Annotated in this window: 13 protein-coding genes and 1 pseudogene; 3 read left to right on the top strand and 11 right to left on the bottom strand. The window is 62.9% G+C overall.

Annotated features, from left to right (window positions below; all coding sequences use genetic code 11):
• Positions 1-12: 12 nt before the first annotated feature.
• From ACTG4X_RS35045 to ACTG4X_RS35035, 3 genes are all read right to left on the bottom strand, one after another.
• On the bottom strand, positions 13-519 hold the full coding sequence (locus ACTG4X_RS35045; RefSeq protein ID WP_440534658.1) for an aromatic-ring-hydroxylating dioxygenase subunit beta: 507 nt from the start codon (positions 517-519) through the stop codon (positions 13-15).
• Between the two features lie 13 nt (positions 520-532).
• Entirely contained in the window at positions 533-1,798 is a 1,266-nt protein-coding gene (locus ACTG4X_RS35040) for an aromatic ring-hydroxylating oxygenase subunit alpha (RefSeq protein WP_440534657.1), read from the bottom strand.
• A 492-nt stretch (positions 1,799-2,290) separates the two neighbouring features.
• Positions 2,291-3,253: a Bug family tripartite tricarboxylate transporter substrate binding protein gene (locus tag ACTG4X_RS35035; protein WP_097201042.1), complete on the bottom strand. Its 963-nt coding sequence runs from the start codon at positions 3,251-3,253 to the stop codon at positions 2,291-2,293.
• A 98-nt stretch (positions 3,254-3,351) separates the two neighbouring features.
• Between ACTG4X_RS35035 and ACTG4X_RS35030 the strand changes: the two genes are divergently transcribed.
• A complete protein-coding gene (locus ACTG4X_RS35030) occupies positions 3,352-4,272 on the top strand; it encodes a LysR substrate-binding domain-containing protein (RefSeq protein WP_440534656.1) in 921 nt (306 codons plus the stop codon).
• Positions 4,273-4,612: 340 nt separating this feature from the next.
• Here the strand turns inward: ACTG4X_RS35030 and ACTG4X_RS35025 are convergent, their stop codons facing one another.
• A complete protein-coding gene (locus ACTG4X_RS35025; RefSeq protein ID WP_440534655.1) occupies positions 4,613-4,813 on the bottom strand; it encodes a hypothetical protein in 201 nt (66 codons plus the stop codon).
• A 117-nt stretch (positions 4,814-4,930) separates the two neighbouring features.
• The gene (locus ACTG4X_RS35020) at positions 4,931-5,482 is read right to left on the bottom strand and encodes a metal-dependent hydrolase (protein ID WP_440534654.1); all 552 of its coding nucleotides are present in this window, start codon (positions 5,480-5,482) and stop codon (positions 4,931-4,933) included.
• 196 nt (positions 5,483-5,678) lie between these two features.
• Between ACTG4X_RS35020 and ACTG4X_RS35015 the strand changes: the two genes are divergently transcribed.
• Positions 5,679-6,206 carry a hypothetical protein gene (locus tag ACTG4X_RS35015; protein ID WP_440534653.1) on the top strand — a complete coding sequence of 176 codons (528 nt, stop codon included), beginning with the start codon at positions 5,679-5,681 and terminating at the stop codon, positions 6,204-6,206.
• A 531-nt stretch (positions 6,207-6,737) separates the two neighbouring features.
• Here ACTG4X_RS35015 and ACTG4X_RS35010 read toward each other — a convergent pair.
• From ACTG4X_RS35010 to ACTG4X_RS34990, 5 genes and pseudogenes are all read right to left on the bottom strand, one after another.
• Positions 6,738-7,529, bottom strand: coding sequence for an IclR family transcriptional regulator (locus ACTG4X_RS35010; RefSeq protein WP_440534652.1), 792 nt, complete (start codon positions 7,527-7,529; stop codon positions 6,738-6,740).
• A gap of 19 nt (positions 7,530-7,548) precedes the next feature.
• Positions 7,549-8,241 (bottom strand): amino acid ABC transporter permease, encoded by a 693-nt coding sequence (locus ACTG4X_RS35005; RefSeq protein ID WP_440534651.1) that lies wholly within the window; start codon positions 8,239-8,241, stop codon positions 7,549-7,551.
• Positions 8,238-8,660 (bottom strand): annotated as a pseudogene (locus ACTG4X_RS35000) (ABC transporter permease subunit); the annotation flags it as partial. The pseudogene ACTG4X_RS35000 and the gene ACTG4X_RS35005, both read right to left, overlap by 4 nt.
• A 20-nt stretch (positions 8,661-8,680) precedes the next feature.
• Positions 8,681-9,580 (bottom strand): transporter substrate-binding domain-containing protein, encoded by a 900-nt coding sequence (locus ACTG4X_RS34995; protein WP_440534650.1) that lies wholly within the window; start codon positions 9,578-9,580, stop codon positions 8,681-8,683.
• Positions 9,581-9,619: 39 nt separating this feature from the next.
• Positions 9,620-10,798, bottom strand: coding sequence for an aminotransferase class V-fold PLP-dependent enzyme (locus ACTG4X_RS34990; protein ID WP_440534649.1), 1,179 nt, complete (start codon positions 10,796-10,798; stop codon positions 9,620-9,622).
• A 657-nt stretch (positions 10,799-11,455) separates the two neighbouring features.
• Between ACTG4X_RS34990 and ACTG4X_RS34985 the strand changes: the two genes are divergently transcribed.
• Positions 11,456-12,562: an S-(hydroxymethyl)glutathione dehydrogenase/class III alcohol dehydrogenase gene (locus ACTG4X_RS34985; RefSeq protein WP_440534648.1), complete on the top strand. Its 1,107-nt coding sequence runs from the start codon at positions 11,456-11,458 to the stop codon at positions 12,560-12,562.
• 587 nt (positions 12,563-13,149) lie between these two features.
• Here ACTG4X_RS34985 and ACTG4X_RS34980 read toward each other — a convergent pair.
• Complete coding sequence (locus ACTG4X_RS34980) at positions 13,150-13,962, bottom strand: TrmB family transcriptional regulator (RefSeq protein ID WP_440534647.1); 813 nt, start codon at positions 13,960-13,962, stop codon at positions 13,150-13,152.
• Between the last annotated feature and the right edge of the window lie 84 nt (positions 13,963-14,046).

The following is a 14,046-nucleotide window of genomic DNA, read 5'->3' as shown; positions in this document are numbered from 1 at the left end:
GCTCCTGAACGATTAAAGAATGATGCTGACCATGCCGTGCGGCGTGAGCGTCTCGTGATCGAGGATCGCCGTGCGCCGGCGGATCCTCAGTTGCCCTTCGACCGTGGCGAGTTCGTGCTCGTAGCGCCCGATGAAGGTCTGGACATCGCCATGCCTGAAGCGATGAACGCAGAAATTGGAGTCCACCCGGCAGACGCCCTCGTGCTCGCGCTCGACCCTGATGTTGCTGAGCATCCGCCGTGTGCGCGAGACGGGGTTTTCCGCCCAGGCGCGCTCTCCGAGCAGCAGGCCGACGCGGTAGGCAAGGCGCTTGCGATCGTCATGGATCAACGTGAGGTCGCGTGTGGGCATCGGCTGGGGGTGGTCGGTCGTCGGGACCAGGTAGACCGCGTCGCTCGTGAACAGATCGAGCCATTCCTTGAGCCGCCACTCGTCGAGCAGACGCGCTTCGTCGTACAGGAAGCGGGTCAGCCGGTGCTCGAAGACAAGGCGCGAGAGTTCGGTTTCCGTGTGCAGCATGTCGTGCTCCCGCTCAGCCGTTGGCCTGCGCCAGCGCAGGGTCCGTGCGCCGCACCCATTCGCGCCAGAAGATCCGGTTCTGGAACTCGTCGGTGTGCAGGGGCTGCTCGCGCTTCATCCCGCGCGACAGGTCGTTCCACTGCGCGCCGGGGGCCGCATACGCGCGCTGGCAGGACTCCAGGATCTCCACGTCGTCGGGCGTGCCGAACCCGCCAGGTCCGACAAAGGTCAGCAGCGAATCGAGTCGCAGCTTGCGGGCCGCATCGTCCTCCCCCTTTGGCGCCAGTGCCCACAGGTGGATGGCGACACGATCGACGGCGACCGGCTCGAAGGTGCGCAGCGTCACCGCCATGTTGTCGTTGACGATCAGGTTCGGAAAGATGAAAAGGCCGCGGTTCGTCTCGCACATGTCCCGCGCCTTCTGGTCTCCGAACTTCCGGTAGAGCGAAGCCCTCAGGGCATCCAGGCGCTCCCGGTGGCTCTCGGGAAACGCAGGCGCCCACCAGGCGATGGGCCGCCCGCCCGAGGGCGGCGTGCTCTTGGCAACCGCATGGCCTCCTCCCAGGTGCAGGACGGCCCCGGTTCGCTTGAACGCCGCTTCCTCGGTGCCCTCGCCGCTCAGGAAATCCAGATAGCGACGATGCGCAAACGGCAGGTGGTAAAGATCGGTGCTGTTGTCCGCGAGGACTTTCCAGTTGATCTGCATGCTGTGGATGTACGACCCGTGGACCACTTCCCAGCCAGTGTCCAGCTGGTCGCAGATCAGGTCCAGGTAATAGCGCGCGTCCCCGAGGTAGTCGTCGAGGGGTTCGCCTTCGGCCGCGAAGTTGAGAAAGTAGAAGCCTCGATAGTTTTCGACCCGGCTGACCGGCGCCAGGCCCAGTTCGGTCTGCGAAAAGCCGGTGCCGTAAGCCTCGATGCCGGGCACGCCGATCAAGGCGCCGGTGTTCGCGTATGTCCAGCCGTGATAGGGGCACTGGAAGCGCACCTGGTTTCCACTCGCGGCCGCGCAGACCTGGGTCCCGCGGTGGCGGCAAGCGTTCAGGTGGGCACGAATCTGTCCCTCGCCGTCCCGCACGAACAGCACGGAGCGTCCGGTCACGTTGCGTTTGATGAAGTCGTTCGGACGCGGCAGCTCGGATTCGTGCCCGAGGTACTGCCAGCACCGGGAGAAGATGAGCTCCTTCTCGAGCTCGAACAGCCGACGGTCGGTAAAGACTTCGGCGTTGACTCTGAAAGTCGCGGCGTCGGCATCGTCGACAACGTAACGATTTGGCATCCCTTGTCCTCTAAATGAGCCGATGAAAAAATGAGCCGGGCCTGAGCACGTGCCAGCCGCCAGGCGCGCCTGCGGCGCAGCAAGGTCTGCACGCAACGGAAGGAGGTGCTTGCAGGCACGGCATCGGCACTCCGCCGCAAGCCGGCGGTAGAACACGGCGCCCTCCGGCAGAGGGGCCGCAGGGACCGTCCCGTCGGCCGCGCCGCGCAGCAGCGCAGGTCAGCGACGGTCCTGTCACTGCGCGCCTTTGCGCGATCGCTTCGCTCTGCGGCGCCCCGACGAATTCGGGAACGCTGCTGACCGGCACGCCCGAAGCCATGAACGCATGGCTGGAGCGCCAGTCGCCCGCATGGCGGGCGCGGCGGCAGGCCCCCCCGATGCTCACGCGGATCCGCGTCGCCTCGTCCGAAGCCACCACCGGCATCGGTGCGTTGACCGATTCGAGGCCGACTGCGGCACGGGTCCTGCGCGGGGCTTGCATGGTGGCCGGGCTCATTGGTCGAACTTGATGCCTGCCTCGGTGATGATCGCTCCCCACTTGACGCGCTCGCTCGCGATGAAGCTCTTGAACTCGGCAGGCGATCCCCCGCCGATCTCGAGTCCTTGCTGCGCGAACTGATCCTGCACCGAGGAATCCTTCAGGGCGGCATTGACATCGGCGTTGATCCGGTCAACGACCTCGGCTGGCGTGCCGGCCGGGGCGAAGAGGCCGTTCCACGCAAGGGATTCGAAACCGGGGTAGCCGGACTCCGCCACCGTAGGGAGGTCTTTCAACCACGGCGAGCGATGCGCACCGGTGACAGCGATCAGCTTGATGCGCTTGCCCTGGATCAGCGACAGAAGAGCGGACTCGACCGTGAACAGCGCCTGTGTCTCTCCCGTCGCAAGGGACAGGCCTGCAGCCGGCGAGCCGGGATATGGCACGTGAACGCCGCGCAGATTCGCTTTCTTGCGCAGCAGCTCCATGGTGAGGTGGGAGGAACTGCCCAGCCCCACGGAGGCGTAGGTGAACTTGTCGCCTTGCTGCCTTGCCCAGTCCACGAACTCCGCCAGCGTATTGGCCGGGTTCTCGGCCTGCACGGCAAGCACATTCGGCTGAGACGTGGTGAGCACCACGGGAATCAGGTCCCTGGCCGGCTCGTACGGCATTCGCTTGTAGAGGAAAGTACCAAAGGCAATGGGCCCGTTGAATCCAATGCCCAACGTCAACCCGTCCGGCGACGCCTTGGCAACCACATCCATGGCAATCAGGCCGCCCGCGCCCGCCTTGTTCTCGACGACGACGGGCTGCTTCCAGCGCAAACGCAACTTGTCGCTCAGCACCCGGGCGATCACATCCAGCGAACTGCCGGCCGGCGCCGGAACAATCAACCGGACGGGCTTCGCCGGCCAAGCTCCTGCCGCTGCCGTTGCACCGGTCACGAGCGCAAGCAGCAGTGCTACGAACGTCTTCATCGTGGGCTCCCTTTTGCAGTGCTGCACAAATTCTTGCGGAGTCCATGAAATACTTCAAAGATTGAATCGATATGGTCTTCATACTTGAGAGGTATGCCATGGAGCTGCGCCACCTTCGTTACTTTGCGGCGGTCGCCGAGGCCGGGAACTTGAGCCGTGCGGCCGTCAAGCTGAACATCGCCCAGCCGCCGCTGTCGACGCAGATCCGTCTTTTCGAGGAAGAACTGGGGGTGGCGTTGTTCATCCGTCACCCGAAGGGCGTACGCCTGACGACCGCCGGGCAGGCACTGCTGCCCGAGGCGCGCTATCTCCTGGAGCGCGCCTCCCGCCTCGCGGACGTCGCGCGCGAGGCAAGCCACAGTGGCAGCGCGTCCAGCATCGGTGTGGGCTTCATTCCCTCGGCCAGCAGCATCGTGTTGCCATCCCTCATGCGGCTGCTAAGGAAGCAACACCCGCGACTCCATATCGAGTTGCATGAGTTGATCAGTTCCGACCAGACCGATGCGCTCATCGCCGGGCGAATCGATGCGGGCATCGTCCGCCTCACGACGCGCCATCCTCGGCTTTGCCAGGTCAAGTCGATCAAGGACCCCTTGTGCCTTGCGTTTCCCAGCAGCAGCGCGCCTCGTGCATCGGGACCGATCGATCTGAGGAGATTCTCCGAGCACGATTACGTGGCCTTTGCCCAGCACAAGGGCGTCGCGTATTCCGATCACGCGAACCACACATGCATCCATGCAGGCTTCAGCCCGCGGGTGCGCTACGAGGCCAGCACCGTTCACGGCGTGCTGGACCTGGTGAGTGCGAGGCTCGGCATCGCGCTCGTTCCGGCGTCAAGCTCCTTGCTTGGCGTCAAGGGCATCGCCTTTCGAGCCCTCAGACAGAAGATGGCGGACGAATTCCTGACCCTGCTGCGGCGAAAGGTCGACCCCAATCCTGTGCTCTCGGTGGTTGAGGCGTCCGTGGAAGCCACATTCGCATCCATCAGCCAGCGCATCTCGCATCTCGTGAGTGCCTGATATGAGCCAGGAAGACCTCTCGCGCCGTGCCGAGTTGGCGAAGGGCACCGTCTTTTTTTGCCTCTGCGGCTCAATGAGAATGAAGGCGTGTGGCGCAGCGCCCCTCGCATGTGCCGCGCGGCCCCTGCGATGCTTCGGACTTGGCGATGGTCATCTTCCAACGACAGTGCTTCGATGAGGGCTGCCCCAATGTCACCTAGCCGGGCAATGCATTCACCATGTTGTACGCGTGCAGCTTCGCGTGTTCGTCGGATCCCGGGCATGACCGCCGATGTCGAAGAAAACCCGACGCAGTCCATCCACTCGCAAGGGAAGTCGAAGAGCCTGCGCTGCTCGGCGCTCATCGCCTCGGTCTTCGCGCCGAGCCCCAAGCCTTCAGCCGTGCAATCTGGAGGGTGATCTTCTCGATCTTGGCGTCCTTGAACTTGATCTCACCGTCCTGGAGGCGCAGGCGTTGAAGCATCTGCTGCGCCGGTGCGGCGACGGCCTCCGGGGCCAGACCTCGCAGGTCTTCGTCCTTGAGGCCGTGCAACTCTTGCATGGGCGAATCTGCGGGTGGTCACCGTGCGAGCAGGAGCGTTGGACGCACTGAAGTATCCGAGTCGAGTCGGCAATCGACTGCACTATCGGGATGGGGAGATCGAACCCGCAGACAGGGCTAGCGAGGACTCGGCGCGATTCGTGGCTCCACGGTGCGACGTATCGCCATCGCGATCACCGCCGCCCCCAGCAGCGGCGCCCAAACGATGAAGATCTCGTTGAGCAGCACCTGCGCACCGCGCGGCGAAAGGAACCGCTTGATGGCCACCGGCGACACCTCAATCGGACGCCACGGGCTGAAATAGCGCGTGCTGTCGAAGGGCCAGAAGAGCGCGATCCCGATGCCGCCGTTGGTCAACATGTCCAGCAGCGGATGCGACAAGGTGCACAGCGCCACCCATGCCCAGCCGAGCGTCCGGCGCATGCGCCAACGCGGTGCAAGCCAGCAACCCAGAAGGCCGAATACCAGAGCGAACATCAGGGTATGCGTAAAGCCGCGGTGCCCCGTCATGCCACCGTAGGCAATGCCGAGTTTGAAAGCCAGACCGTCGAAGTCCGGCACGATGGCCGCGAGCATGCCAACCAGCAATGCCGATGGGGGCACGCGCCGCGTTCCGAGTGCAATGGTCGCGCAAACTGGAACTGCGACATGGGTAAAGATGGTCGGCATTGATGTACGAACGGCGTGGGCAAGAAGTGGTGGGAGCAGTGGATGAGATGGCTTCGGTGGCGGTCCGCTCAGCCCCAAGGCGTATAGATTGTGCGTCCCGGAGGGCGCAACCGAGTACCAGTCTGACGCAGCAACTGCGTCATCATCAACGCATCGGCCACGAGTTGCGAGGCCATGCTGTCCTGCAGTCGATGTGGTGAAGATGCCCGATGGCCAGTTCACCAGCATGGACAACACCCGCATCACTGCAGCCAGGGAGGCTGGCGTCAATGTGGAGGCCGTGGTGCGGAACTTCGACGAACCGCCGACGCGGCAGATGCAGGAGGCCCGGGGCTGGGAAAATTACGGTACCTGGGGCGATGCCATTTCGGAAAGAATCCAATCCCAAAGCGGTGGGTTCGGGTCGACCTTATCCCTATGGATCCCCCGAAGTACCCAGCATCAAAGGAGGATCGAAATGAAGAAATTCCTGTTCGATTTGCCAATTCTCCCGGAGGGATTTGCGTTCCCGGCGAGCTATCGGCGTTTGGTGGAGAACGGTTCATGGCCAGACATCGAGCCGTGGCGCTGCTTGGCGGACGACATGCCGAGAATCGCTCTCGTACTACGGCTCGATGCTCGAGAAGTTCAAGGAGGCGCCGCTTGTGCCATTCGCAATAATTTGCGATCAGACAGGTCTCTACAACGACGACTACGTCACGCTCGCACTGTTCGACGGCAGTGATCAGAGTGCCAGCCCTCGCGTGCGGATTTACGACTATGGCACGCCCAAGAAGAGTCCATGGGACCGCCTGAGCTACGACAACTTCGAGGCATGGCTCGAGGCTGCCAAGGAAGAGTCCGCAGACTACAAGAGTGAAGGAACTAGACGTTTTCCTCGTGCAAGGTTGGATCGGAACCCGCTTCCTCGATACCTCAACCACTGGTTGCTCTCCCTCGGAGAAGGTCCGAATAACTCGCAGTCTGGGGCGCCGTTGTAACCCTGAAGCGTCGCCACCGGGCCTATGAGCCTGCGTGTGAAAAAGCGACAGCGGTCGGCATCGAGGCGGTTCCCCGAGCGGTTTTTTCTCCCTGGCCTCTACCAGCGCCGAACCACTGTCGAGAGGCAGTTTGCGCGACCGAGGTGAAGTCGGAATGAAGTCCGTGCAGGAGTTCTGTGAAACGATACTTGCCGTCTCGTTTCATGCAACTGCTGTCCCTGATGCAGCCCGTCAGAGCTGGCGCTTGAGCGACCCTGCCTGCCGCCGCCGAGATCTCACCGCGGCTGGATCGCCCGTCTGATCCGGTCCGCGTATGTCGTCAGTGTCGGCACCATCGCCACGACCTCCTCCAGCGTGCGCCTGCTCTTCGGCGCAGAGATCGTGAGCGCCGCCACGACCTGGCCCTCCGTGTTCTGTATGGGTACTGCCGCACCGACGACGCCTGCGATGTACTCGGACTCGTTGGCTGCATAGCCCTGGTTCTTCACTTTCCGAAGGCGCTCGAGAAGAACTTTCGGCTCGGTGACGGTCTTGGGTGTCAGTGGCTCCCAGGGGCCGGAGGCCATGAACTTGACAAGTTCGTCCGGCGGCAGTGCGGCCAGGAAGATCTGTCCACTGGATGTGCAGTGAAGCGGCGCCTTCTGCCCGGCTTGGAACTGCAGCGTGAGCGGAGACTGCCCCATGACGCTCGCGATGTACTCGACCTCGCCGGAGGACATCAACGCCAAGCCGCAGGTCTCCCCGGTCTTTTGTGCGACGGCCGTCAGCAGCGCCTGGATCGGCGCATAGACGATGGTGGAGCTCAGGATCGACGTCGCCAGTCCAACCAGCTTGGGCGCGACGGCGTACTTGCCCTTGACGGGCATCTTCTGGAGAAACTGCAGTTCCTCCAGCGTGGCGATCATCCGGTGTGCCGTGGGCCTGGGCAGGTCGAGGAGGTAGACGATGTCGGCGGCGGAGATCATGCCCATCTTTGCCGCCAGGTTGAGGACCGCAAACAGCCGCTCGACAGGTGTTCCGACAACGGCCGTCGAAGCCTTCTTCGCTTTCTTGGTCGTCGTGCTCATGGCAGCATTATTCCGGCCTCTACCGACGTCCCGGAACTGCATAGCGATTTTTCAGAATGGCCACGAGCTGCGACGTCAGCGAGGAAAGCACCATGTAGATCACGGCGACCGCCAGGTACATCTCGACGAGGCGTCCATCACGCTGGGCGATCTTCGAGGCGGCTCCCAGCAGATCGGTGACCGACAGCACGTAGACCAGCGACGTATCCTGAAACAGGATGATCGTCTGCGTGAGCAGTATCGGGCTGACGACGCGCAGCACCTGCGGCAGGATGATCAGCCGATAGGTCTGCCAGGTCGACATCCCCAGCGCCTTGCACGCACCGTACTGCCCCTTTGCCATCGACTTGAACCCCGCGCGGATGATCTCGGCGTAGTAGGCGGCCTCGAACAGCGTGAACGTCACGAAGGCCGTCCACACAGGTCCGATCTGTACCGGCCTCGAGGCCCCGGTCATCCACATCAGCACGAGCGGCATCAGGAAGAAAAACCAGAAGAGCACCATGATCAGGGGCACCGAGCGGATCAGCGTGATGTACGCACTTGCGAGCTGGGATGCGACCGGAACTTCGAGGTGCCTCACAAGCGCGAGGCCAATGCCGAGCACCAGACCACCGGCAAAGCCGACCGCGGTGAGCTGCAGGGAGAACACCAGTCCATTGAGCAGGAACGGCCAGGCCTGCGCGATCACGGAGAAGTCGAAGTGGTTCATGGCTTCGCCGCCTCCTTTCGCATCGGAAAGAGGCGGCGTCTCGTGATCGTGGGCTCGGTGCCGGGCGTGCGAAGGCGCTTTTCCAGGCCATGCATGACCGCATAGACGGAGAGCGCGAGCAGCAGATAGAGGATGGTTGCCGCGCCGAAGGCCTGGAACGTCTTGAAGGTGAACTCATTGATCTGCCGAGCCTGGGCGGTGAGCTCAAGAAGCCCGATGGCCAACGCCACCGACGTGTTCTTGAAAATGCCCATCACCTCGCTGGTCAGCGTCGGCATGATGATGCGCAGCGCCTGTGGAAGCAGGATGGTGCGATACAGCTCCAGTTCGGTCATGCCCAGCGCCCTGGCGGCCGAGCGCTGGCCATAAGGCAACGCTTCGATGCCCGCCTTGACCTGCTCTGCCACGCGAGCACCGGTCAGTTTCAGGTGGTGGTGCGTCAGTCGATCCGGTCGCTGGGCGCCTTGATCCGCTCCTTCAGCTTCTCCGTCATCGGAAAGGCCAGGCTCACGTTGCGCGGCGGGATCGGCGACTCGAACCACTTCTTATAGAGCTTGTCGTACTCGCCGCTCTTCATGAGGTTGCCGATCACGCCGTCGACGAGGGCCTTGAACGCCGGATCGTCCTTGCGCAGCATCAAGCCGTAGTAGATATTGTCGAAGCCGCCGGGCATGAGGGCAAACGACGCCGAGTTGCGCGAGTTCGCCTTCTCCCCCGCCAGCAGGATGTCGTCCTCGAGCCAGGCGACGGCACGGTTGCTGTCCAGCGTAAGCATCGACTCGCCATGGTCCTTGGCCGCGATCGTCATCAGCGCCATCTTCTGCTCTTCGTTGAACTTGCGCGCGAAGCCGACGGCGTTGGAGCCTTGCGTGACCACGATGGTCTTGCCCTTGAGGTCCGCCGGACTCTTCACGCCGGAGTCCACGCGCACCAGCCAGAGCGGCTGGCTGACGAAGGTGGCCACGGAAAAGGCGACCTGCTTTTGCCGCGCGGCGTTGTTCGCGGTGCCGCCGCACTCGACGTCGACGGTGCCGTTGACGACCAGCGGGATGCGATTCGACGAGTTGACCGCCACCTGCTTGACTTCGAGCTTGGGCATGTTCAGCTGCTGCTTCACCTTGTCCACAACGGCTGCGCACAGGTCCATCGAGATGCCGACGGGCTTCTGCTGGCTGTCCAGGAACGAGAACGGCACGGACGACTCGCGGTAGCCAAGGGTGATCACCCCGGTTTCCTTGATCTTCTGCAGCGTATCTCCGCCGGTCTGGGCGAAGCTGGGCATGTTCGCGGCCAGCAGGCATGCGGCTGCAACGGTGAGAAACGACGACTTCGGGTTCATGAAGATTCTCCTGCGGTCGATAAGAAAAACGGATGGCAATCAGTCGACCTGGCTCGCCGCGCTCGGGTGGGCGCTGCGGTTCAGGCGCTGCTGGATCAGAGATACGACCTGGTCGACGTCTTCGGAGGTGTTGAAGAGGCCGAAGGAGATGCGGATGCCGCCGCGCTCGGGCGATACGCGAACCTGGTTCTGCGTGAAGTAGTCCAGCCACTCGGCGACTGGCAGATCCAGCACGTAGATGTGTGCACGGCTGGCACGGGTACGTGGACCAACGAGGCGCACATCGAGTTTTTCGATCTGTGCGATCAATCGATCGCCCAGCTCGAGCACATGCGCTTCGATGCGCTCGACACCGGTCTTTCGGATGAGGTCGATCGAGCTGGACAAGGCGTGCAGATCGGGCAGGTTGTAGTTGCCGAACTCGAAGCGCCCCGCATCCTTGCGCGGCGCCAGATCGTCGGGCCGCGCGATGTAGTCCTCGGGGGGATTCGCCAGGCTGCTCATCGCCAGGTAGGCCGGTTGCAGCTCATCCAAACCGGCCTTCACGTAGAGGATGCCCAGGCCCTGAGGCACGAGCAAACCCTTGTGGCAGCCGGCAGCCAGCACGGACACGCCCAGCTTCTTGACGTCGACCGGAAGCACGCCGACAGACTGCATCACGTCAACGACCAGATAGATGCCCTTTTGCGCGCACAGCCGGCCGATGCCGGCGATGTCGTGCCGCTGGCCCGCGTGGAAGGTCACGTGCGACAGCGAGATGACCTTGGTCCTGGCATCGATGAAGGGCTCGAAGGTCTCCGCCGTCGCGATCTCGTCGTCTGCCACCTTCACGAAGCGCACCTGCACGCCCTTGCGCTTCAGGTTGAGCCAGGCATAGGCATTGTTCGGATGGTCGCCCTCGAGCATCAGGACGGTGTCCCCGTTCGCAAGCGGAACGGCATTGGCGGCGATGTTGAGGCCTTCGGAGGTGTTCTTGGTGAAGGCGATCTCGCTGGGCGATGCATTCAGCAGCGCCGCGACGTCTTCCCGGGCACACTCGACGCGGCGCATCCACACCGGCTTCGGGCCAGCCATTTCATTGCCTTCCGCGAGAAATTCGGAAAGCGCCTGGCGCACACAGGTCGCCATGGGTGTCTGGTGCGCGGAGTCCAGGTAGAGCATCCGCCTGGTGACCGGGAATTCCTGGCGGATGGAATTGATCTCGAGAGTGGTAGACATGGTTTCCTCTGTTCGACGAACATGCCCCGAAACGGGGCGGCTGGTGCACGGAACGCATGACCACCGTGTGACGTGAATCGATGCGGCGGTGTCATCCTAGGAGCGCCTGTGAGCCGCCATGTCTCGATATTCGGCCATATCGAAGGCCGAATTTCCAAGGGAAAGTACAGGCAGATCGCTCCAGGAGTCGCGTCCGAATTTCGAGACAAAATTTCATCGCAACGACATCGCCCAGGCTCTTTCATACGCCGTTCGCAGGGTTTTGGCGTGCTGAGCGAAGGTGCTCGACCTCAAGACGGCGCCCTCGCAGGCATTAACTCCTCGCACCATGCCGGGGCGACGCCCGAACAGGGATCGTCCACTTGAATTTTTTGCGTTGCACTTTTCGGACGCTTATCCGACCCGGGCGCCGCACGGGCGAGCACGATGAAAGACGCACCTTGTGAGAGCTTGCTCGCCGGGCTGCTGCGTATCGAAATCTGAACACACCCGGGCGGCGCAGAGACATACCATCCGCCGCGCTCTGCAACTGCAGGGCTCCGTGGACAGGCTGACTGCAGCGCATGCGCTTCGAGGCTCACTGCTCACCATCCGCCACGAGGAAAACGTACGTCGCCGCGCAGTCCCGGCGATTGAACCTTGAGGAACCTTGACCCCATGAAAACCAAAGCCGCCGTCGCCTGGAAATCCGGAGCCCCGCTCACCATCGAAAACGTGGACCTCGAGGGCCCGAAATTCGGCGAAGTGCTGGTCGAGATCAAGGCCACCGGCATCTGCCACACCGACTACTACACCCTCTCGGGCGCCGACCCCGAAGGCATCTTCCCCGCGATCCTCGGCCATGAAGGCGCGGGCATCGTGGTCGACGTCGGCCCCGGCGTCACCACGCTCAAGAAGGGTGACCACGTCATTCCGCTGTACACGCCCGAATGCCGCCAGTGCAAGTTCTGCCTGAGCCGCAAGACGAATCTGTGCCAGCTGATCCGCGGCACGCAGGGCAAGGGCCTGATGCCCGACGCCACCTCGCGCTTCAGCCTCGACGGCAAGCCGATCTTTCACTACATGGGCACGTCGACCTTCAGCAACTACACGGTCGCCCCTGAAATCTCGCTCGCCAAGATCCGCGAAGACGCCCCCTTCGACAAGGTCTGCTACATCGGCTGCAGCGTCACCACCGGCATCGGCGCGGTGATCTTCACGGCCAAGGTGGAAGCCGGCGCCAACGTGGTGGTGTTCGGCCTCGGCGGCATCGGCCTGAACGTGATCCAGGGCGCCAGGATGGTGGGCGCCGACAAGATCATCGGCGTGGACCTGAACCCCGAGCGCGAAGCCATGGCCCGCAAGTTCGGCATGACGCACTTCATCAACCCCAAGGACACCGAGAACGTCGTCGACGCCATCGTGCAGCTGACCGACGGCGGCGCCGACTACAGCTTCGAGTGCATCGGCAACACCAAGGTGATGCGCCAGGCGCTCGAATGCACGCACAAGGGCTGGGGCCGTAGCATCATCATCGGCGTGGCCGAAGCGGGCGCCGAGATCAGCACGCGGCCGTTCCAGCTGGTCACGGGCCGCAAGTGGGAAGGCTCGGCCTTCGGCGGCGCACGCGGGCGCACCGACGTGCCGAAGATCGTCGACTGGTACATGGAAGGCAAGATCAACATCGACGACCTGATCACGCACACCATGCCGCTGGAGGACATCAACAAGGGCTTCGACCTGATGAAGCGCGGCGAATCCATTCGCGGCGTGGTGCTGTACTGAGCGATGAGTTTCACGCTCGTCTCGGAGCACGTCTGCCATGGCGGCGTTCAGCGCTTCTATGAGCATGCGTCACGCACGATCGGCTCTTCGCTGACGAGGCACCCATCTGAACATCGAGCTTGGTGCTCTCATTCCCTATTGGAGTGTCTTCGTCCCGGTCCGACCTGTCTGACTGTGGATTTCCGCGCTCGATCGACCCACACTTCCATCGAGCGCTGCCCCATTGAAATGTCTTTCAGTCATTGTTCATCAGGCAGGTTGCGTGCCGAATGCGGATCAAGGCTTCACGAAAAAACCGGGGCGCTGCGAGATGGAAATCAACAGTCATGGCGGCGAACGTGCGACTGAAGCCGCGCGAGATGGCGACTGGCCGACGAAGTGCTGGGACGGAATCGAAAGAACCGCTGCAGGCTGCTGCGCCATTACTCAATCTCGCTGCCGTCCATCTTCTTCAGGTACACCAAACTGGCCATCGGCTGAAGGGCGAAAGCGGCATCAAACCACTGGCCACCGGACCATCCTACCGCCATTGTCACAGCCGCTGTGCTGCTTCGCGTAGCACTTCGATCGACTGCCCCGCGCAATCGCTACTCTTTGGTCGGGCGCAGCATGGCGCGCATATCGGGTGTCGCCAAAAGCTTCTTGTAGGCGGCTGGAGTCATTGCGTTGATCATCAATCGTCCGCTGACGTCGGCCTTGACATATTCCACGGCAAGCAGGGCAACCACGGGATTCGTCGTCAGAGTCGCTTGATCCGCAGTGCGATCGCCGAACTCGGCCACCACGGTGTCGTGGTCGTCGGCCACCACGACGGCAAGACGGCGTCCCGAAAGGCGAAGCCTCGCGCTGGCGCCACATTCGGCCATGTCGTAAGTCTGGGGGCCATTTAAGGTCCGGATGCCATAAATGGCCACGTGGGTGTCGATGCCGCGTGCTGACGCCGCTTCAAGCACAGGGCCCAGCTCGTCGATCTCCTCGTCCCAGATGCCGGCGAAGATGCTACTCCTTGCCGCCGAGACGGCGCGCGCGAATGCGCTCACGATCGGGCCCCTGCCGCTGAGCGACCACACCAGCCCCGGCTCCTGCTGCATAGGCAAGCGATCAAGCGCGGTCATGGCCGAGTTGAGATCCGCGGCGAAGCGTGACCGCAGATCCTCCAGCAATGCATCGTGCGGAACGGCGGCGTAAAGCACAGGCTCGGATCTGTTGACCAGCACCGCACCCCGGGCTTCCAGACGCGTCAGGGTTTCGTAGATCTTGGAGGGCGGCATGGCCGCCCTTCGTCCGACCTCGGCGCCTGTGATCGGCGCTTGGCCGACCAACGCCGTGTAGGCCTGCGCTTCGTACTGTGTGAAGCCCAGGCGGGTCAGGGAGGCGATCAGTTCGACATCTGCGGTCACTGGGATCTTTCGCGTTTGACGAGGGACTGACTCGCAAATCAGCCGACTAACTACCAGAGTAGTATATGATTGATCTGCCTACTA

Origin of the sequence: Variovorax sp. YR566 (assembly GCF_051992195.1) — a bacterium.
In the GTDB taxonomy this organism is placed as follows: domain Bacteria; phylum Pseudomonadota; class Gammaproteobacteria; order Burkholderiales; family Burkholderiaceae_C; genus Variovorax.
The sequence above is the reverse complement of the archived record's forward strand: the minus strand, read 5'-3'. Positions and strand labels throughout refer to the sequence as shown.